Annotated in this window: 16 protein-coding genes; 4 read left to right on the forward strand and 12 right to left on the reverse strand. The window is 62.1% G+C overall.

Going from position 1 to position 19,979, the window contains the following annotated elements; all coding sequences use genetic code 11:
- Positions 1–61: 61 nt before the first annotated feature.
- Entirely contained in the window at positions 62–1,438 is a 1,377-nt protein-coding gene (locus PRJ_RS14080) for an L-serine ammonia-lyase (RefSeq protein WP_064492797.1), read from the reverse strand.
- 146 nt (positions 1,439–1,584) lie between these two features.
- On the opposite strand from PRJ_RS14080, the gene PRJ_RS14085 reads away from it, so the two are divergent.
- Entirely contained in the window at positions 1,585–2,526 is a 942-nt protein-coding gene (locus tag PRJ_RS14085; RefSeq protein WP_012052371.1) for a LysR substrate-binding domain-containing protein, read from the forward strand.
- Between the two features lie 33 nt (positions 2,527–2,559).
- Here the strand turns inward: PRJ_RS14085 and PRJ_RS14090 are convergent, their stop codons facing one another.
- The 11 genes from PRJ_RS14090 to PRJ_RS14145 form a co-directional block, all read right to left on the reverse strand.
- Positions 2,560–3,981 carry an undecaprenyl-phosphate glucose phosphotransferase gene (locus PRJ_RS14090; protein WP_104887594.1) on the reverse strand — a complete coding sequence of 474 codons (1,422 nt, stop codon included), beginning with the start codon at positions 3,979–3,981 and terminating at the stop codon, positions 2,560–2,562.
- Between the two features lie 178 nt (positions 3,982–4,159).
- Entirely contained in the window at positions 4,160–4,912 is a 753-nt protein-coding gene (locus PRJ_RS14095) for a WecB/TagA/CpsF family glycosyltransferase (RefSeq protein ID WP_010954030.1), read from the reverse strand.
- Positions 4,912–6,099 (reverse strand): glycosyltransferase family 2 protein, encoded by a 1,188-nt coding sequence (locus PRJ_RS14100; RefSeq protein WP_010954029.1) that lies wholly within the window; start codon positions 6,097–6,099, stop codon positions 4,912–4,914. The genes PRJ_RS14095 and PRJ_RS14100 overlap by 1 nt, the downstream gene beginning before the upstream one ends.
- Positions 6,096–7,298 carry a glycosyltransferase gene (locus PRJ_RS14105; protein ID WP_064492799.1) on the reverse strand — a complete coding sequence of 401 codons (1,203 nt, stop codon included), beginning with the start codon at positions 7,296–7,298 and terminating at the stop codon, positions 6,096–6,098. The genes PRJ_RS14100 and PRJ_RS14105 overlap by 4 nt, the downstream gene beginning before the upstream one ends.
- Positions 7,299–7,347: 49 nt before the next feature.
- Positions 7,348–8,352 carry a VirK/YbjX family protein gene (locus PRJ_RS14110; RefSeq protein ID WP_104961743.1) on the reverse strand — a complete coding sequence of 335 codons (1,005 nt, stop codon included), beginning with the start codon at positions 8,350–8,352 and terminating at the stop codon, positions 7,348–7,350.
- 9 nt (positions 8,353–8,361) lie between these two features.
- Positions 8,362–9,339: a glycosyltransferase family 2 protein gene (locus PRJ_RS14115; RefSeq protein WP_104961744.1), complete on the reverse strand. Its 978-nt coding sequence runs from the start codon at positions 9,337–9,339 to the stop codon at positions 8,362–8,364.
- A gap of 5 nt (positions 9,340–9,344) precedes the next feature.
- The gene (locus tag PRJ_RS14120) at positions 9,345–9,869 is read right to left on the reverse strand and encodes a serine O-acetyltransferase (RefSeq protein ID WP_064492801.1); all 525 of its coding nucleotides are present in this window, start codon (positions 9,867–9,869) and stop codon (positions 9,345–9,347) included.
- A gap of 8 nt (positions 9,870–9,877) precedes the next feature.
- A complete protein-coding gene (locus PRJ_RS14125) occupies positions 9,878–10,834 on the reverse strand; it encodes a glycosyltransferase family 2 protein (RefSeq protein WP_010954024.1) in 957 nt (318 codons plus the stop codon).
- 1 nt (position 10,835) lies between these two features.
- Positions 10,836–11,444, reverse strand: a complete 609-nt coding sequence (locus PRJ_RS14130) for an acyltransferase (RefSeq protein ID WP_029615442.1) — start codon at positions 11,442–11,444, stop codon at positions 10,836–10,838.
- Positions 11,445–11,547: 103 nt separating this feature from the next.
- Positions 11,548–13,014 carry a GMC oxidoreductase gene (locus PRJ_RS14135; RefSeq protein WP_104961745.1) on the reverse strand — a complete coding sequence of 489 codons (1,467 nt, stop codon included), beginning with the start codon at positions 13,012–13,014 and terminating at the stop codon, positions 11,548–11,550.
- Between the two features lie 236 nt (positions 13,015–13,250).
- A complete protein-coding gene (locus PRJ_RS14145) occupies positions 13,251–14,627 on the reverse strand; it encodes an oligosaccharide flippase family protein (protein WP_104961746.1) in 1,377 nt (458 codons plus the stop codon).
- 95 nt (positions 14,628–14,722) lie between these two features.
- On the opposite strand from PRJ_RS14145, the gene PRJ_RS14150 reads away from it, so the two are divergent.
- From PRJ_RS14150 to galE, 3 genes are all read left to right on the forward strand, one after another.
- On the forward strand, positions 14,723–16,249 hold the full coding sequence (locus PRJ_RS14150; protein ID WP_104961747.1) for an O-antigen ligase: 1,527 nt from the start codon (positions 14,723–14,725) through the stop codon (positions 16,247–16,249).
- 5 nt (positions 16,250–16,254) lie between these two features.
- Positions 16,255–18,855, forward strand: a complete 2,601-nt coding sequence (locus tag PRJ_RS14155; protein WP_104962879.1) for a cellulase family glycosylhydrolase — start codon at positions 16,255–16,257, stop codon at positions 18,853–18,855.
- Between the two features lie 105 nt (positions 18,856–18,960).
- A complete protein-coding gene (gene galE, locus PRJ_RS14160; RefSeq protein ID WP_104961748.1) occupies positions 18,961–19,926 on the forward strand; it encodes a UDP-glucose 4-epimerase GalE in 966 nt (321 codons plus the stop codon).
- The last annotated feature ends 53 nt before the right edge of the window (positions 19,927–19,979 follow it).

The following is a 19,979-nucleotide window of genomic DNA, read 5'->3' on the forward strand; positions in this document are numbered from 1 at the left end:
CAACCTGGTTAAGGAGCGGCCCATCGAGACACAAGGCCGCTCCAGTTGACCGCGTTAAATATCAGCACTCGACAAAAGCAACTGCCAAACCGCCGCGCGAGGTTTCCTTGTAATTGGCATGCATGTCCGCGCCAGTATCACGCATGGTGCGGATCACCCGGTCGAGCGAGATGAAGTGCTCGCCATCACCCCGCAGTGCCATCTGCACAGCGTTGATCGCCTTGACCGCAGCAATCGCATTGCGCTCGATGCACGGCACCTGCACCAGGCCGCCCACCGGGTCGCAGGTCAGCCCAAGATTGTGCTCCAGGGCAATTTCGGCGGCGTTTTCAAGCTGGGGCGGCGTAGCACCCAGTACCTGCGCCAGGCCGGCAGCAGCCATCGAACAGGCTGAGCCCACCTCCCCCTGACAACCCACCTCGGCACCGGAAATCGAGGCGTTCTTTTTGCAAAGGATGCCAACCGCCGCTGCGCCAAGCAGGAAGTCCACCACATCAGCATCGCAGGCATTGGGGTTGAACTTCATGTAGTAGTGCAACACCGCCGGGATAATGCCGGCTGCCCCGTTGGTGGGCGCGGTTACCATACGCCCACCGGCAGCATTTTCTTCATTGACCGCCAAGGCGAACAGGTTGACCCACTCCATGGCACCAAGGGTCGAGCCGATCACGTTGGGCTTGCCCAGCTCCTGCAGGCTGCGATGCAACCGCGCGGCGCGGCGCTTGACGTGCAAGCCGCCCGGCAGGATGCCCTCGTTGCGCAGGCCGTTCGCCACGCACTCGCGCATGGCCGCCCAGATGCGCAACAAGCCTTCGCGCACCTCGGCCTCCGGGCGCCAGGCGCATTCGTTGGCCATCATCAGTTGCGCCACGCTCAGGTTGTGGGCCTTGCACAACGCCAGCAGTTGGGCACCACTGTCGAACTCATAAGGCAACATCACGGCATTCGTTTCGCTTGCCGGCGCATCGATCTCGGCTTGCTCGACGATGAAGCCGCCGCCCACCGAAAAATAGGTCTGGCTCAACAGGCTGCGCTGCCCGTCCATGGCTTCCAGGCTCATGGCATTGGGGTGATAAGGCAGGCTCTCGTCGAGCAGCAGCATGTCACGGCCGTAGTCGAAGGCCAGCGGATGGCTACCGTCGAGCATCAGGCAGTGCTCTTGCAGGACCTGGCCGATGCGCGATTCGATCGTGGACGGGTCGATACGGTCCGGCCACTGGCCCATCAAGCCTAGCAGGCACGCGCGGTCGGTGGCATGGCCAACCCCGGTGGCCGACAGCGAGCCATACAGCCGCACTTGCACGCGCGTTACCTGGGCCAGCAGCCCCTGCTCACGCAAGGCCTGGGCAAAGGTAGCCGCCGCGCGCATCGGGCCGACGGTATGGGAACTGGACGGCCCGATGCCAATTTTGAAAAGGTCGAAAACACTGATAGCCATGCTAATGCCTGACCCTGCCCTGATATGCATCCAGGGTAGGGTTGTCTGAAGAAATTGAGCGTTATTGCGATTTTGCGCGATACTGCCGCGCTGGCTCACGGATGACCAACGAAACTTCCTAAGCAAGCCTTTAGTGGTACTAAACGATGCGACGACAACTCAATGGTCAGATGTTCGTCTGGCTGCATGTATTTGCCTGCGCAGCCCGGCACTTGTCCTTCACCCGCTGTGCCGAAGAGCTGCACATCACCCCGGGCGCGGTCAGCCAGCAGATGCGCCAACTGGAAGAGCGCCTGGGCTACCGGCTGTTCCTGCGCCGGGCGCGCGGCGTGGAGCTGAGCGCCGAGGGGCAACGCCTGGCCCAGACGGTGGCCGAGGCCTACGGCAGTATCGAAGCCGAGCTGCTGCGGCTGGACGCGGGGGAAATCCGCGGCACCTTGCGTGTGCGTTCGATCCCCTCGTTCCTGGCCAAATGGCTCACGCCGCGCTTGCCGCGTTTTCAACAGCGCTACCCGGATATCGAACTGCGCCTGGTCGCCGAAGACAGTGCCCAGGCGCTGACCCCGGGTGATTTCGATTTGGCCATCGACCTGAACGATGGTAGCTACCCAGGCATGCTTTCGACGCCACTGCTGGACGAGCAAATCTTCCCGGTGTGCTCACCTGCCCTGCTGCGCGGGCGCCCGCCGCTGCATGGCCCCGCTGACCTGGCGCACTACCCGCTGCTGCATGACATCACCGCCTGGCGTGGCAGTTCGGAATATGCCGAGTGGGAGTTCTACCTGGAAGGCATCGGCGCCGCCGGCCTGGATGTGCGGCGCGGGCACACCTTCAACCGCAACCACCTGACCATCGAGGCGGCGATTGCCGGTATCGGCGTGGCGATTGCCCGCCGCACGCTGCTCAATGATGAACTGGAACGCGGGGCACTGATCGTGCCGTTTGGTGTACCGATCGCCAACCACAAGCGTTATGTGGTGCATTACCCGCCAGGCGGCTTGAACCAGCCAGGTGCGCGGGCGGTGCATGACTGGCTGGTGGAAGAAGCGCGGGGGTTCAGGGCGTTGCATCCGTTGAACAAGGAATAGCCACTTGGGTGCGCTTGAGCAGGAGCGCTGCGCTCAATAAGCCTGCTTACCGGTGAAGGCATTAAGCGTGCGCACCAGGATCACGAAGTCCAGCCACAACGACCAGTTGTTGATGTACTCGATGTCCGAGTCGACCCGCTGGATCATTTGCTCGATATCCTTGGTCTCCCCCCTGAAGCCGCGCACCTGCGCCAAACCTGTCATGCCTGGCTTGATATTGTGGCGGGCAAAGTAGTCAACGATATCCTGCGAATACAAGGTGTCATGTTGCAGGGCATGCGGCCGCGGCCCTACCAGGGACATTTCCCCGGTCAGCACATTGAACAGTTGTGGCAGTTCATCAAGGCTTGTACGCCGGATAAAGGCGCCGACCCGGGTCAACCGTGGGTCGTTCTTCTGCGCCTGCTGGACCACACCTGCTTCCGGTTGGTGAACATGCATGCTGCGAAACTTCCAGATGCGGAACGATTCTCCTGTCCAGCCGGTACGTTCCTGGCGGAAGAACACCGGCCCGCGGCTGTCGATCTTGATGGCCAGCGCAACAGCCAGCAATACGGGGGATGCAAACAGCAAAATCAACGCGGCCAGCACCCGGTCTTCAAGGTTTTTCAAGAACAGGCTCATGCCCGTCAAGGGTGTCTCCGACAAGGTCAGCACCGGAATGCCGGCAATTTCCCGCACGCTGTGGTTGATCAGGCGCAACGAGAAGATATCCGGCACCCAGTTCACCGCAATGCACTTGTCGAGCAACTTGAAATACACGTCGTTGATGACCTCGGAGCCACCCAGTGGCGTCACCAGATACACCGTACGAATGCCGTGTTGGGCCACCAGCTCGTCGAGGTCGCCAATATGCCCCAGCACCGGCAGGCGCTGCTTGCCCTCGGCACTCTCCAGCCCCTGCCCATCGCCTTTGTCGAGCAGCACGCAACCCAGCACCCGCTCGCCAAACCACGGGTTGTTGCTGATTTTCTGATACAGGAAGTTGGCCAGGTCACCGTTGCCGATGATCAGGGCATTGTCCAGGCGCGCATGCGCGCTAAAGCGCTTTTGCAGTTCGCGCACGGCAAAATGCAAGAATAACTGGGCGACATAACCAATGACGAACAGTTGCACCACCAATAGCCGTGAATAGGTTTCGCTCTGTTTGGTCAGGAACGCCATGACGACCAGGAAGCAAAACGTTGCCGACCAGGCCTTGAACAGGCGGAACGCCTTGATCGAAAGCCCGACGTTGGTGCGGTAGATCGCGTAATGATCATAAATGACTGCCAGTGCGCCAATCAGCAGCAGCAGCATGATCACGTAATCGGATGTGATATAGCCGAACTGGTCGTAGATCAGGTACCAGGCAATACCGGTGACGGCAATACCATCGAGGCCGGCCTGGATGGCGTTACTGACACTGCTTCTTCTCTGGAGTAAGGAACGACTGCTTCTGGGTTCGAAAACCATTTCAGACCTCATCAAGATGAGCGTAGCAAGTGCCTTCCATCAAACAGCAAGACTTGAAAACAGACTTAAGCAAAAACCGTGCAGCAGGCGCGTGGCGCCCTCAAGCGATTGATATCACTGTAGCAGCCACCCGGCGCTGGCGTACCCGGGATCACCGCTTTTGCGATTTTTGGCCGATTCATAGGGCCCGCCTGGCCGAAACCGCCGCCCGCCGGTACAACAGGGTGCGCAACAGGAATAGCGGATTGCCCACCACATAACGCATGAACAGGCGTTTGGGCTCGCGCAGCAGGCGGTACAGCCACTCGCCCCCCAAACGCCGCAGCCATTCGGGGGCACGGCTGACCTTGCCGCCGAGAAAGTCCAGGATCGCCCCACCGCACACGATCAGGCATGGCCCGCCAGTGGCTGCCAACGCCGCTGCCACCGCTTCCTGCTTGGGCATGCCCATGCCCAGCACGATCAGCTCGGGTTGCTGGACGCGGGCCAACTGCAGATAGGTTTGCAGGCTGGCGAAGCCATCGTGAACCGACACTGGCACGATGCCGAATTCGGCTTTACAGCGCTGCACAGCCTGGTCCAGGTAGGGTTGCCGGGTGCCCCAGAAGGCGACCTTGCGCCCTCGGTAAGCAGCCATGAGCCTGGGAATGAAGTCTGTGCCGTTCATGTTGAGCCCGGGTTCCAGGCCCAGGCAGCGATACAGGATCGCCATGCCGGCACCATCGCGCAGCAGCACATCTGCGGCCGACAGCGCCTGGCTGTAGCCACCATCGCGCACCACCAGGTTCATCGCATGGGCGTTGACGAAGCCCAGCACGGTGGCCGTATCCGGTGTGGCCAGGCGATCGAGCAGGTGCTGCACGGCGGCGTCATCAGCGATCACTGCCAGCTGGTCGATCACACGCTTCCAGCGATTCTGCCACTGAGCCATCAGTCGTCATCCCGTTTTGAACGCACCCATTCAACTTGGCGCTTGATCAGGAAACTCAGGTACAAGGGAATTTTCCTGGCCGCGTAAAACGGCGCGTACAGCAGCACCGAGAACGGTATCACTTCACGGCAGAAGCGCGCCCAGGCCAACACAACGGCAAAGGCCAGCAAGGCCAAACCGGCAAAGGCGAGCCACGCGGGTGCCGCCAGGCCGAACAGCAGGTACGCCAGCCAGGTCACCAGGTTAAGCCCGAGCAAGGTCAGTACCAGCAACGCCAGGGGCGGCACCAGCAAGTCCAGGGTCAAGGCCGCCAGGCTAGCGTTGCGCTGGGTGATGGCAGCCATCGCCCGCTTGGGTGCGTCGGCAAGCATCAAGCCCAGATGGCCATGCTCCCAGCGAGTGCGTTGGCTGTTGAGGCCCTGCTGGCTAAGTGGGAACTGGCTAGTGACCAGTGCCTCGGGGCAGAAAGCAGGAGGTTTGCCCTGCTGGCAAAGGTCCAGGCCCAGCTTCACATCCTCGACCAGATGACCATTGGCCAGGTTGATCAGGCTCAGATCGTGCCAGCCGAACGCCATGCCCGCGCCCATCAGTTGGCATGGCAGGCCCAGGCGCGCCCAGCCGCGTGGCCGCACCAGGTTCTTGACCCGCCAGGCAAACTCGGCAACTTGCACCCGCAACCCGGCACCTGCCGGTGCACGCATCAGGTACAGCGACTGTACCGGGCGGGCAAGTGCGTGGCAGCGGCGCGCCAGGCAATCGATCGCCCCCTCGCCCACCTGGCAGTCGGCATCCACCACGATGACCACCTCGGGCGGCCGCTGAGCCAGGTGGCGCACGCCGAAATCCAATGCGTAACCTTTGCCGCGCAAGCGCGTATCGTGGCGCTCTACCACTTCGGCACCGGACGCGCGTGCCAACCGGGCCGTGTCATCCGAACAGTTGTCTGCCACGACCAGCAAGCGGTCGCCGTCCAGCAGTTGCGGCGTAACGCTGGCCAGCATCGCACGAATGACCAGCGCCTCATCGTGGGCGGGCACCAACACCGCCACTCGCGGGCGCTCGCCAATGCCCTTGGGCCTGGACCGCGCCGGCAGGCAAGCCAGCAACACTTGCAGCAACAGCACCGACACCGGTACCAGGACGATGATCGCCAACAGGCCCAGTAACCAACCCAATACACTTATCATGCGTATGCCTTGAAATAGTCGGCCAGCCTGGCCGCCTCGGTATCGATGTCATGCCGTTGCACGACACGCTGGTAGGCCACCTCGCCCATGCGCTGCAGTACCTCGGCCGGTTGCGCCAGGCAGTCGGCCATGGCTGTTGCCAGCTCGTCCACGGCACCGGCTGGGAACAGCCAGCCGTTTTCGCCAGGCCGCACCAGCTCGGGGATACCCGCTACATAGGTGGTGAGCACGGGCCGGCGCAAGGCCATGGCCTCCATGATGACCACGGGCAAGCCCTCGGCGAAGCTGGGTAGCACCAGCGCACGGGCGGCCAGGATTTCCTCGCGTACCTGCGCACTGCTGATCCAACCGGTGATACGCACTTGCTGCTGCAAGCCGTGCCGGGCAATCAAGGCCTCGATCTGCTCGCGCATTTCACCGTCACCCGCCAGCACCAGCTCGAAGGCGATCGACTGGGCAGCGAGACAGCGCGCCGCTTCCAGCAACAGCAGCTGGCCCTTCTGTTCGCACAGGCGCCCGATACACACCAGCCGTGGCGCCGACGGCACAGCGACCGGCGCCACCTCATGAAAGCCACGCTCCAGGCCGCAGTGCACCACCTTCACCTTGCCCCAGTGCTCGTGCGCCACCCAACGGTACAGCTGGCTGCGCCCGTACGAGCTCACCGCCGCGACAAAGGCGGCGCGGCGCACCTTCTCACCCATGTGCAAGAACTGTGGCTTGTCGAATTCTTCAGGGCCGTGCACGGTAAAGCTGTATGCCGGCCCGCCCAGGGCGTTGGCCAGCATGACCACTTCAGTAGAGTTGGTGCCGAAATGCGCGTGCACATGTGTCGCCTCCCCTGCCTGCAACCACTGCAGCACCTGGCAGGCCTCGGCCAGGTAGACCAGGTGGTAGGGCCAGGCACGGTCGGCCCGCAAGCCGAGGCGCATGGCCAGCCACAGCGCCTGGAAAAACCGCCGCGGCTGCGTACGCAGTACCTGCCACGTCGGTGCCAACAACCCCTTGAGCCCACCTTGCAATACGTAGCGGGTCTTGCCCCGTTCGGTTGTGTCCTCGGCATCCTGCACTTCGGCGTCCCACCCACGCAGGGCTATACGTTGCACCTCGACCCCTTGGCGCTCCAGCGCCAGAATTTCGCGACGGATGAAACTGTGGCTGACTTTCGGGTACTGATTGATGAAGTAAGCAATGCGCATACGAATCCAGATCCAAACCCGCTTGATGACCAACCTTCCCTGGCAACCTTCACTTCAGGCTGTCGACTACGGGCGGTCCGTCTACTGCCGATGCACTCACAGCAAATGCATCCCCCTGTTTTCCTTGTAGTCCAAGGTTGTGATTGCTGCTTGGCAATGCTGCCTGCAAACGGGTGAAAACATCGTCGAGCAATGCCTGGCGGCGGCGGTACATCGCCCGTTTCTTGGCCGGGATGTCAGTTTCCGCCCGTTGCGCCGGCGCTAATGGCAGGCTGAAAAAATCCTCACGGTCAGACGCTGTGGCACCGTGTTCTTGCCAGATCACGTCGTAGTTGGCCGCCAGGTCCTGGCCCTTGTCGCTGCCAAAATAGGGATGGCGATGGTGCCGGCAGGCGTCGCTGACGGCATACAGCTGTGTCACACCCAAGGTTCTGCCCAGGCATTTCAACGCTTCGAGCAACAGGCTGCGTGGCCGCAGCCCTTCGAAGTCCTTGGTCAGGTCACGGTAGATGGCCAGCGAGGTTTCGCTGTCGATACCTTTGTGGATGCCCTGCACCGCACCAATGAACAGGCAGGTCTCACCCTGGCTGCGGCCCAGGGTGAAGGCCAGGGATGCCACACGCAGGTCGGCCTGGAACAGGTTCAACACCAGCTCGCCTTCACGCTTGAACCAGATTGGCCGGTCCAGTACCAGGCAACAGCCCGGCGAGTGGCTGGACAGGTCACACAGCCTCAGGCTTTCGTCGCGCCCCAGCAACAGCAACGCCGGGAACTGCCCAGCCATCAATTCAAAGTGCGAAGCCACCACCTCCAGACGCTGCGGGGCCTCCCAGCATTGGCTGATGTAAGGCCATTGCACGACACCGATACAATCCACACCCAGCCGCTGCAGACCATGCGGGCCCAGCGCCGCCGTCATGCGCTGCATGAACCCGTTCAGCTCAGGCCACTGCCTGGCGATCTGCCGTGCCAACTTGTACTTGTTGTGCATCGCCCGCAACGAGTAACCCGGTTGCAAGGTAAACACGCTTTTGACGAGGGTGCCGAGCATCATGGGTTTCTCTCACTTGTACTCGATCAAAGCCGATTTGCCAGCCGCAAGGCGGTGGCGCAGGAACTTCAGTTGGCCGAGCATTTCCGGGAACTTGCCCAACACCAGGAACACAGCCTGAAGCCAGTTCTCGCGCGTCCACTTGCCGCCGCGGCGCGCCAGGCGCACGGCCTGCAGTGGGTAGATCAACAGCAAGAGCAGGCCCCAGCCGCCTAGCAGCAGGCAGGCCAGCGCGATCACCAAAGGTATGCCCAGGCCCCACAACCAGGCCCGACGTGACTCACGCAGCCAATGCCGCTCGGGTGGCTGGCCATGCAGGTAGGCGCCCTCAGCATAGGCATGCCCAGCGCGCAGGCTACGCCGCCACCATTGGCTGAAACGCGTCATGCCGGCATCGTGCAGGGTCATCTCGGCAGCCAGTCGCCAGACTTTCCAGCCGCGGGCCCGCAAACGCACGCACAGTTCCGGCTCTTCTCCAGCGATCAGGTCAGGACGGAAGCCACCCACGGCAGCAAAGGCGTCTGCCCGCATCAGCGCATCGCCGCCACAGGCCTTGGCCTCACCGACCGGGGTATCCCACTCCAGGTCGCACAGCAAGTTGTACACCGAACGCTGCGGGAAGCGCTCACGCCGTCGACCACACACCACTGCCACGGCGGGGTGCTGCTCAAGAAAAGCCTGCGCCGTGGCCAGCCAGGTGGCATTCACCTCGCAGTCGCCATCGACGAACTGTACCAGTTGCATCGATGGCAACAGGCGCTGCAAGGCGGCAAAGCCTTCATTTCGGGCGCGTGCGGCGGTGAACGGGATACTCATGTCCAGCGCCAGCACGTCCACGCCAAGGTCGGCGGCCAACTGCAGCGAACCATCGGTGGATCCCGAGTCGACGTACATGACCTTGTCCGCCCCCTGCGCCAGCGAAACAAGGCAGCGCTCGAGACGCTGGCCTTCATTGCGGCCGATCACCACCACGCCGATCACCGTTGCCATAGGCCTCACTCGACCGATGCCGTGGCGGCCGGTTGCCGGGCCTTGATGATGGCCGGCACCCCCACTGCCAGTGAATTGTCAGGCACATCTACCAGCACGACGGCATTGGCGCCGATGATCACGTTGTTGCCGATGCGAATACTGCCCAGCACCTTGGCCCCGGTGCCAATGTCGACGTTGTTGCCGAACACCGGGGCAATCGGCTCGTCGACATTCTTCAGGCCCACCACCACGCCGTTGCGGATACGGCAGTCATCGCCGAAGCGGGCATAGCCGCTGACAACGATGCCGCCAAAATGATCGATGACGAAGTTGCGCCCGATCACCACCTCGCACGGCAGTTCGATACCGGTGATGATCTGGACGAATTTGAACAGCACCTTGTAGATGAGCGAGCACAGTTTGCGCAGCAGTGCCGGGCGCAGCGTATAACGCCAGCGGCCAAAGCGGTACACCAGCAATACCCAGAAACCCTGGGCGCCCCAGTCCCCGCCATGGGCCCGCAGGTCGGCGCGAATATTATCGAACATGGCTCCACCTACCTTGTCGGTTGGCTGGCGTACCGGGTCTTGAACAGCAAAGACCAGGTTGCCCGGCAATGACGCCAGCAGGCCTGAATGGCGCCCCAGCCGCGTCGTTTCAACAGCGCCTTGAGTGCCAGCACCAGGTCGCCCAGCGTGACCAGCAGCATGTGCAGGGCAAGCCCCGCCACCCCATGATGCTTGCGGAAGTACAGCAACTCGCTTTCGATCTGATAGGACGAGATCTGCCGGCTGGCGGCCTCCAGCTCCGCCACCGACTTGGAGCTTTCGCCACCGATGTGCACCACCGTGGTATGCGGGTAGAACACCACTTTCCAGCCCGCTTCCTTCACCCGCTTGCAGTGGTCCACCTCCTCGTAATAAAGGAAGTAGCGCGGGTCGAACAAACCCACCTTGTCGAGTACTTCGCGGCGCACCAGGTAGAAGCAGCCGGGCAACCAGTCACACTCGCGCACCGAAGCGTGGTCCCAGTTCATGTCGTCGACCATCTTCACCCCTGGGAAGAACCGCCCCAACCCGGTGCGCCCGACGAACACATTGAGCGGCGTGGGGAAGTAGCGACAACTGGGCTGCAGGTCGCCATCGCGACCCTCCAGGCGCACCCCCAGTACGCCGCACTCCGGGTGGGCGTCCATGTAGTCGAGCGTTTTTTGCAGCGAGTCGGCGGCAACGAAGGCATCGGTATTGAGCAGCAAGGCGTACTTGCCCTTGAGGTGCGCCAACAACTGGTTGTTGGCCCGGCCGAAACCCACGTTCTGCTTGTTGCTCAGCAGCAGTGCCTCGGGGCACACCTGGGCCATGCGCTGCACCGAGTCATCGCGCGAGGCATTGTCGACCACCAGGTAACTGGCCAGGCGCTCGCTGTCGGCCCGGCGCAGCGCATCGAACATCGGCTGCAACAGTCCAGCGGTATTGAAGTTGACCACCATGACATCCACAGGTTTGCTAGCCATTTCAGCTGTCCCCGAAGAAATACTGACGTCTTTGCGCCATCAGTAACGGTTCCACTTCCGGGTCGTAGGCACCGTTGCGCTGCTTCACCAGATCGATCCATGGGTAGGCTTCGCAACGTGCCTCGACCCGCTTGATCAACTGTTCGGTGGTACAAATGAACTCGGCAGGGTTGCCACCATAGACGGTGCCTGGCGGCACGTCCTTGGTCACCACCGCCCCTGCCGCCACGATGGATTCGGGCCCGATGGTCACGCGCGGCATCACGATCGCACCATGGCCGATGAAGCAGTTGTCCTTGATGTCGATGAAACCGACCGAATCCAGGTGCTTGCCAAAGCGATGCTCGATCAGCAATACCACCCCGTCATGACCGATCAACGTGCAGTCGGACAAGCCTACGCTGTTACCGATACGTACCAGCGACGGGTCGAGAAACTTGCAGCCTGTATTGACGTAGAAATTGCTGCCGACCGAATGAAAGTTGCCCCACCGGGCCAGATAGGCCCCCCATTCAAGACCAGATGGGTTGCAGAACCTCCTGTAGAATTTGCCACCTCGCCCGGTTGCATGGGCGTAGCGCGCCACTGCCTTGCGTATCCATCCTTTCATACTGCCTGGCCTCGCGATCTGAACAATCTGGAGTCTCCTGAGGCGTTCCGGTCTCGTTCTTCTAGGTGCTGACCGCATCGCACTCACCCGTGTACAACCTTCATCACGCCGCGGCGCCGCTGGCCGCTTTCATCTTGTTATCGAGGTGGTCGGCCAGCCGCAAGGCAAATTGCAACAGCGGCATGGTCGGGTTGGAGGCGCCGCCCTTGGCAAAAATGCTGCTGCCGGCGACATACAGGTTTTCGGTACCGAACACCTTGCAATTGGCATCGACCACACCAAACTGCGGCGAGGCGGCCATGCGCGTGGTGCCCATGTGATGGGCATGGGGTGCCATTCTCAGCGGTATCGAGGTGTCGTAAACGAAATCGTTGAGCTTGACGAACCCCAGGTCCATGTCGGCGAACTGCTTGGCCAGTTCGCTGCCAATGCACTTGATGGTGTGCCGGTCTTCGGCGCTAAGCACCCAATTGACATTGACCTTGGCCACGCCCAGCGCATCCTTCTTGTCCAGCAGCGAAATGCGGCTGTGCAGGTTGGGAAACTGCTCGATCATGGTGCCGATCACGCCGTCACCAGGGCAGCTGAACTTGGCGACGAAGGCGACCTTGCTGGCAAACCCCATGTCGCAGGCCAGGCTCTCGAGAAAATACTTCACCTCGGCAGTGCGGCCATAAGTTTGCACATCGGCCAGCAAGGAGGCGGTGACATTGCCTTTACCGGCCTTGTACTCGTCGACGAAAGCATCGGTGGTGTAGTACTGGCGCGGCTCTGGGTCCTGCCCGGACTTGAGGATGAAAGTGCCCATTTCGATATTCAGGTGTTCCATGAAACACCCGCCGACCAGCCCTTCCTTGCTCACCACGCCTGCGGCCACCAGGGTCTCGCTGTTCAGCAACTGCCGGGCATTCTCGATGGCCCCTGTGGCCAGAATGAAATTTCCAGCCACCAGGCGTTGACGATTGCACTCATAGTCAGACAAAACCACCGCAGCCAGGTGGCCGGAAGCCTTGTCGAACTCCAGGTCAACGCAATTGCAGTTGATGAACACATCCAGGCCTGGGGTCTGCTCCAGTGCTGTAGCGTACTTCTGCGCAAAACGTGTCGGCGTGCTGAGCAGAAAACGGTCCGCCTCGAAGTCACCGCCATTGAGACCGGCATTCATCGCACGAAAATCCGAGCCAGGCGCCAGATCGACGATCTCCATGGCTGCCGGCAGAAAGCCTTCGATCTCCGAGTAGGGAATTGGCCAGCCCGGCAAGACGCCTGGCGGGGCGACGGCAAAATCCGAAGGGGTGAATGGTCGGCACCGGCCAGCCCAGTGATTGGAGGTGCCACCCAGGTAGCGCAGGCGGGTTTCCTCGGCATACAGTTCCAGGCCGGTGGATGAGCACGCGTACAAGTCTTGCGAGTGCGGCGCATATTCGCGCCCCCCGCCTTCGGCGATCATTACGCTCCAGCCGGCGGCTGCCAGGCGCAAGCCCAGGGTTATACCCGCCGGGCCGGCCCCGATGATGCAGAAATCATAGTGATCGCGCAGCACCTTCTGCTGCTCAAAGTCCTTGATCATGCTGACGCGTTCCGGAAGTAGCGGGACGGCAATACCCAACCGTTGATTACCACGAACCCGGGCTTTTCGACCGTCTTGCCCGCAACGGCCGCCGAGGCGCCGAACACCGCGCCCCCCGCGCCGAGCAAGACACAGCTCTGGAGAAAGCCTCTACGACCCAATTGCGCAGTACAAAAAGTGAGCTTCCCCATGTTCCCGTGACCTGTAGCCATGAAAGTTACACCCGGCAAACTGCGCTACAGCCAGTTGAAAAAGGCCGTCAACAGTGCCCCGCACAGCGCCCCGACCAGCAACATCGGCAGTACCACCAGTTCACGTTTGAGGCTGAAGATATCCAGTTTGCAGTTCACATACACAACCAGCACCAGCGTTGGCACAGCATGCAGGGCAACCCCCCAGATAGCCCACTCCACCCCGCCAATCGCCAGTAACAGCGGCAACAGCCCCCATAACGAGACCAGGCGGATGATGTTGTCCATGGCCTGGTACTTGGTCAGGCCCAAGGCAATCCACACCTGATGAGCCAAGGTATAGCGCAATACGATGAACGATAGCGAGAGAATCGCCAGCATCGGCCCGGCTTCGCGGTAGCGATCGTCATACATCCAGCCGATCAGCAGCGGGCTGGCGGTCAGGAAACCGCCACAAATGAACAGCACCAGCAGGTCGACCAGCAGCCGAAAGCGGAAATACAGCGCTTTCAGGCGCGGCTTGTCGTCGGCCCGGGCCGCTTCGCTGAAAGCAGGCAGCGCCACCGCGCCGACAATTTTCATGAGCGCGGTCTGCACCGCACCCAGGATCAGCACGGCGATCGAATACACACCCAGTTGCGCCGCCGACATGCTGGCACCAAACCACATGCGGTCGCCGTACATCGCCAGCACGCCGACCATCGACGACAACAGGATCCAGCGGCCAAACACGATCAGCTCGGTCAGCGCCGAACGGTCCCAGCGCAGGTGGTTGTTGGGCCCCTCCAGGGCGGTATGCCCCAGCACGGTCCAGACGACCGCCGAAACCAGGCCTGATAACACCAGCGCCCAGATCGAATGGGTCAGCAAGCCCAGCACCAGCATCACCACCAGGCCGGCCACCTGCGAGGCAAGGTCGACCAGTACCACGCGCTTTTGTTGGAAAGTGCGTACCGCCACATCTATCTTGGTGGACTGGAAACCCCAGATGGCCGCCGACAGGCCGGTGACCGCCAGCACCATCGGCAGGACGGGCGCGGCATAGGTCGAGTCGGCCGGCCACAGCTCAGCCAGTTGGGCCAACCAAGCTCCCAGGGCCAGCAGCAGGGTAAGGGCAAACAGCAGGAAACCGCGGATGATCTGCACGGTCCAGGCGGTGTTGAGAAAGTCCGGATCGTCTCCGCGGTGGCTCTGGATGATGTTCTGGCGCAGGCCGACATCGGAAAGCAAATGCAGCAGTATCGAAACAGTGGTGGCGATGACCATCACCCCGAACATTTCCGGCAGCAGCAAGCGGGCCATGATCAGATTGCCGCCCAGGCGCATCGCCTGTGAAGCCACCTGCGAGACCAGGTTCCAAGACCCGGCCCTCAGGGCCCGCTTGCGCAGGCTCGCGGCGGCTGACACATCAATCGACGGCATGACTTCAATCTCTGACTGATTGGCTAAAAGTCACTATAGTTTCAATTAGCCACGATGCTAGCCGTTGCCCACCAAGGGAAAGGTGTACATAGCCGATGCCTGAACATTTTCGTGCGTTGATCGTCATCCTTTTTCTGGCGAGCGTGGTCTTCCTGATGGCCCGGCGGCCTGCCACCGACCTGATTCCGCTCAGCGACTACAAGCGCCGGCGCAATCTGTGGTTCCTGCTGACCCTGCTGGCTTTTTTCTCCCACAGCTTCTGGCTGTACCTGGGGGTGGGCGCGGTCGTCCTGTTGCTGGCCGGGCGCCGCGAGCACAACCCCATGGCGCTGTTCTACATGCTGCTGTTCCTGATCCCGCCAGCGTCGGTGCAGGTGCCCGGGTTTGGCGTGGTCAATTACCTGGTCGACCTGAACCATATTCGCCTGCTGACCCTGTGCGTGCTGCTGCCGGCCGCGCTGCACCTGCGCCGCCAAAGTGACACTTTGCGCTTTGGCCGCACCTGGGCCGATAAACTGCTGGCGGCCGGCCTGCTGCTGATGAGCGTGCTCTATTTGCGCGAAACCACCCTTACCGACACGCTGCGCCAGGCGCTGTACCTGTATGTCGACGTTCTCCTGCCGTATTACGTGGCCAGCCGTGGCCTGCGCCAGATCAGCGACTTCAAGGACACCCTGCTGGCCTTCGTGCTCGCCTCTTTCGTCATGGCGCTGATCGCTGTGGCCGAGTATGTGCGCCACTGGCTGTTGTACAGCGCCCTGGTCGACGCCATGGGCGTGCCATGGAGCATGTCCGGCTACCTGAGCCGGGGTGGTGCACTGCGGGCAAGCGTCACCACCGGCCAGGCGATTGCACTGGGTTACGTGATGAGCGTGGCCATCGGCCTGTTCCTGTTCGTGCAGGGCTATGTGCAACGCCCGCTGCACAGGGCCATGGGCGCCCTGCTGCTGGCCGCCGGGCTGTTCGCGCCATTGTCGCGTGGCCCGTGGATCGGCGCGGTGGTCATCGTGGTGGTGTTCATCGCCCTGGGCAAAGGCGCCGTCAAGCGCCTGGCGCTGCTGGGTGCGGCAGGCATGCTGGCGTTGCCCTTGCTAACCGTCGTGCCTGGGGGCGAAAAGGTGCTGGACCTGCTGCCGTTCATCGGTAACCTCGAGAAAGAGAACATCACCTACCGCGAGCGGCTGATGGACAACTCGTGGATCGTCATCCAGCGCAACCCGTTGTTCGGCTCCTTCGACTTCCGCAACACACCCGAAATGCAGGCGATGATCCAGGGCGACGGCATCATCGACATCGTCAACACCTACATCAACCTGGCATTGCGGGTCGGCCTGGTCGGGCTAGGCCTGTTCCTGGCGTTCTTTGCCGTCGTGCTGCGGGGTATCCGCAAGGCCATGCTCAGCTTTGCCGACAAGGACGACGAGCGACGACAGCTCGGCCGGGTGTTGCTGGCAACGCTGATCGGCATTCTGGTCATCATCTTCACGGTCAGCAGCATCACCTTCATCCCGGTGGTGTACTGGTCTATCGCTGGCCTGGGCGTGGCCTACATCCAGATGGTTCGCCGGCTGCACAACAGCCCGGCCGTGGAACTGGCAGAACCCGACCTACAACCCAGGTAATGTTCATGAATAGGCTGTCCCTGCGTCATTACGTGCGCCTTTCGGCCATTGCCGGCCTGGCCCTGCTGCCGCTGGCCAGCTGGGCTTCAGACTGGCAGGTCAGTGTCGATGAGCAAAATGGCTTGCCTACCGTGACACACGGCGGTGGCCCGGTCATGAAGGCCAAATTCGATTTCTGGGCTGCCAACTGGAGCTGGACCGGTTTCTATACCGACTTCAAGGTCAATGGCCCTTACCACTACACGCTGCGGGGCAAGAACAAGGAACTGGACTTCGACCTGCAGGCTGACATCCGTAAGGAACAGGCGCAAACCCTGAGCTGGGCCTTCGACCTCGACGCCCACAGCCGCCAGAGCGGTGTCATGGGTGGCGGCCTGGTGTTCCAGTTCGACCCGGCGCAAATCGCCGGCGACATGGGTGCCCCGCAATTGTTGCCCGACAACCGCGGCTGGACGTGGGGCAAGGCTGACCAGGGGCGACGCATCGAAATGCGCTTCGACCCGCCACTGGCCAAGGTCTATTTCGAGCGCGGCAACCCGTCCGAGCTGCGCGCATTCCTCTACAAGGACCCGATCAGCGCCGGCCGCCAGCAGCTCAAGGCCGTGCTCAACGTGACCGGCGACATCGAACTCGGCCCGACACCCAGCGAGCGCTTCGGCCTGGCAGACCCCGCCAAGTGGCCTGATGACCAGCTGGACTGGCGCACCTCGCCGGTGGACCTGTCGTTCCTCAACGCAGCGGAAAAACCCGCCGGCAAGCGTGGCTTCGTCAAGGCGGTCGGCGACCAGTTGATGTTCGCCGACAACACCCCGGTACGCTTCTGGGGCACCAACCTGTCGGCCTACTCGCTGTTCAAGAGCCCCGACGACGAAATCCGCCAACAAGCCAAACGCCTTTCGGCACTGGGTTTCAACCTGGTGCGCCTGCATCACCACGACTCGCCCTGGGTCAGCCCCAACGTCTTTGGCGACGGCACCTTGGTGCGCGATACCCAGCAGCTCAGCGCCGAATCGCTGCGCAAGCTCGACCTGTGGATCAAGTCACTCAAGGACGAAGGCATCTACATCTGGCTGGACATGCATGTGCAGCGTGCGTTTACCGCCAACGACCACATCGAAGACTTCAAGGAGCTGCCCGAGCAGGACGGTCGCGTCGACCTGAAAGGTTACGCCTACGTGAATGACAGTATCCGGCAAGCGATGAAACGCTTCGCCGAGCAGTACCTGACCCATGTGAACGAGTACACGGGCCTGGCCTACAAGGACGACCCGGCCATCGCCGCCGTGCTGATCACCAACGAGAATGACCTGACCCAGCATTACGGCAACGCCCTGATGCCGAACAAGGATGTACCCCGCCACAGCGCGCACTACATGACGGCGGCCAAGGCCTTTGCCAAACAGTTTGACCTACCCGCCGACCTGACCTGGCGTGCCTGGGAGCATGGGCCGTCGAAGCTGTTGCTCAACGAGCTTGAACAACGCTTCAATGCCGACATGATCGCCCACTTGCGCAGCGTGGGCGTGAAAGTCCCCATTGCTACCACCAGCACCTGGGGCGGCAATGGGCTTAGCGCACTGCCGGCACTGAGCGTTGGTGATGTCATCGACGCCCACAGCTACGGGGACACAGGCCAACTGGAGAAGAACCCGCTGACCAGCGACGGCATGATCGACTGGATTGCTGCCGCCCAGGTCGTCGGCAAACCGCTGACCGTCACCGAGTGGAACGCCGAGCCCTTCCCGCTGCCTGACCGTCACTCGCTGCCGATTTACATCGCCGGCACCGCCAGCCACCAAGGCTGGGACGCCATGCTGCAATACGCCTACAGCCAACAGGCGTTCAACCCGGGTTGGCGCACGGCGGACAACTGGCACGCGTACAACGACCCCGCGATGATCGCCACCCTGCCCGCCGCTGCCCTGCTCTATCGCCGTGCGGACGTGAAACCCGCCACCACTCGCTACGTGTTCGCACCGACACCTGCCACCCTGTACAACCAGGAAATCACCCCGCGTAACTCACCGCTGCTGCGCACGGCCATGGAAAAGGGCCAGTTGCAGATCGCCCTGCCACACACGCCGGAATTGCCTTGGCTGAAACCCGCGCCCATCCCGGCAGACGCGCAGGTGCTGCACGACCCGGGGCAAGCGCTGCTGGCCGCCGATGCCACCGAGTCGGTGACCGACACAGGCGAACTCAGGCGCAACTGGCAACAAGGCATCTACACCATCGACACGCCACTGACCCAGGCCGCCAGCGGCTGGCTGGGCGGCCGCCCGATCAACCTGGGTGCCATTCAGATACAAACGAAAACGCCTTACGCCAGCGTCGTGGTCCAGAGCCTGGACGGCAAGCCACTGGGCCAGTCGCGCGAGCTTCTGCTGTCACTGGGCACCCGTGCCATGCCCAAGGCCGATGACAAGACGCCGTTCAATGTCGAGCCCCTTGAAGGCAGCCTGGACATCAAGGCACCCGCCGGCCTGAAACTGTTCGCCCGCGATGCACGGGAGCAGCTGAAGCCGCTGCCGGTGGCCTACAAGGATGGGCAATACACCATTACCTTCGACGGCACCTACATGTCCAACTGGCTATTCTTGAAATAGAGCATATGGCCATCTACGCTCAGGTCACCTGTAGCTGATCATCCCACCTGCACGTGTCAGGGAGTGTTCACTGCGTCTGTAAACAGCAGATTCCAGGAGGTGGGGATGAAATATCTGGTTGTGGGTGGTGCGGGCTACATTGGCTCGCACATGGTCAAGCACCTGCTCGCCGCCGGCCATGAAGTGCTGGTGGCGGACCTGGTCTCACCTGGCCCCGGTATCCAGTGGGCCAAGCTCGACATCGCCGACGAAGCCGCACTGGATGTGCTGTTTGGCGTGTGCCGCTTCGATGCGGTGTTCCACTTCGCCTCGTTCATTCAAGTGGGCGAGTCGGTCAGTGCCCCCGGCAAGTACTACCAGAACAATGTCGCAGCCACCCTTTCCCTGCTGCAGGCCATGGTCAATGCCGGCATCAGGCACCTGGTGTTTTCTTCGAGTGCCGCCGTATACGGCAACCCGCAGTACGTGCCGATCGATGAAGCGCACACCAAGGGGCCGATCAACCCGTATGGGTTGAGCAAATGGATGGTCGAGCAGATTCTTGAGGACTTCGACCGGGCCTATGGTTTGAAGTCGGTAAGCCTGCGTTATTTCAATGCAGCGGGCGCTGACCCGGAAGGCCAGCTAGGCGAGCGTCACGAGCCGGAAACCCATCTGATCCCGTTGATCCTGCAGGCTGCATCTGGCCGGCGCGAGGCGGTGACAGTGTTTGGTCGCGACTACGACACGCCGGATGGCACCTGCATACGCGACTACGTGCATGTGGCAGACCTGGCGGCGGCCCATGCACTGGCAGTGGATTATTTACTGGACGGTGGCGAGCGTGCCGCGTTCAACCTGGGCAATGGCCTGGGCTTTTCGGTGCAGCAGGTGATCGATACGGCCCGGGCCGTGACCGGGCGACAGATCACTGCCCTTGACGCACCGCGCCGCGCCGGCGACCCGCCACGGCTGGTGGCGGATGCGAGCAAAGCCATGCAGGTGCTGGGCTGGCGCCCGGCATTCGCCTCGCTTGAGCAGATTGTGCGGCATGCGTGGCAGTGGGAGTTGCAGTATCCCTGGAGGCGCTGAGTTGCCCGCGTTGCCTTCAGGCGCAGCACAAGGCTGCGCCTACAGGCGTATGG

Origin of the sequence: Pseudomonas sp. XWY-1 (genome assembly GCF_002953115.1) — a bacterium.
Classification (GTDB): domain Bacteria; phylum Pseudomonadota; class Gammaproteobacteria; order Pseudomonadales; family Pseudomonadaceae; genus Aquipseudomonas; species Aquipseudomonas alloputida.

Excerpts from the sequence above, each read along its gene's own strand:
- PRJ_RS14080 (WP_064492797.1), bottom strand. The coding sequence starts at position 1,438 with ATGGCTATCAGTGTTTTCGACCTTTTCAAAATTGGCATCGGGCCGTCC.
- PRJ_RS14085 (WP_012052371.1), top strand. The coding sequence starts at position 1,585 with ATGCGACGACAACTCAATGGTCAGATGTTCGTCTGGCTGCATGTATTT.
- PRJ_RS14090 (WP_104887594.1), bottom strand. The coding sequence starts at position 3,981 with ATGGTTTTCGAACCCAGAAGCAGTCGTTCCTTACTCCAGAGAAGAAGC.
- PRJ_RS14095 (WP_010954030.1), bottom strand. The coding sequence starts at position 4,912 with ATGGCTCAGTGGCAGAATCGCTGGAAGCGTGTGATCGACCAGCTGGCA.
- PRJ_RS14100 (WP_010954029.1), bottom strand. The coding sequence starts at position 6,099 with ATGATAAGTGTATTGGGTTGGTTACTGGGCCTGTTGGCGATCATCGTC.
- PRJ_RS14105 (WP_064492799.1), bottom strand. The coding sequence starts at position 7,298 with ATGCGCATTGCTTACTTCATCAATCAGTACCCGAAAGTCAGCCACAGT.
- PRJ_RS14110 (WP_104961743.1), bottom strand. The coding sequence starts at position 8,352 with ATGATGCTCGGCACCCTCGTCAAAAGCGTGTTTACCTTGCAACCGGGT.
- PRJ_RS14115 (WP_104961744.1), bottom strand. The coding sequence starts at position 9,339 with ATGGCAACGGTGATCGGCGTGGTGGTGATCGGCCGCAATGAAGGCCAG.
- PRJ_RS14120 (WP_064492801.1), bottom strand. The coding sequence starts at position 9,869 with ATGTTCGATAATATTCGCGCCGACCTGCGGGCCCATGGCGGGGACTGG.
- PRJ_RS14125 (WP_010954024.1), bottom strand. The coding sequence starts at position 10,834 with ATGGCTAGCAAACCTGTGGATGTCATGGTGGTCAACTTCAATACCGCT.
- PRJ_RS14130 (WP_029615442.1), bottom strand. The coding sequence starts at position 11,444 with ATGAAAGGATGGATACGCAAGGCAGTGGCGCGCTACGCCCATGCAACC.
- PRJ_RS14135 (WP_104961745.1), bottom strand. The coding sequence starts at position 13,014 with ATGATCAAGGACTTTGAGCAGCAGAAGGTGCTGCGCGATCACTATGAT.
- PRJ_RS14145 (WP_104961746.1), bottom strand. The coding sequence starts at position 14,627 with ATGCCGTCGATTGATGTGTCAGCCGCCGCGAGCCTGCGCAAGCGGGCC.
- PRJ_RS14150 (WP_104961747.1), top strand. The coding sequence starts at position 14,723 with ATGCCTGAACATTTTCGTGCGTTGATCGTCATCCTTTTTCTGGCGAGC.
- PRJ_RS14155 (WP_104962879.1), top strand. The coding sequence starts at position 16,255 with ATGAATAGGCTGTCCCTGCGTCATTACGTGCGCCTTTCGGCCATTGCC.
- galE (WP_104961748.1), top strand. The coding sequence starts at position 18,961 with ATGAAATATCTGGTTGTGGGTGGTGCGGGCTACATTGGCTCGCACATG.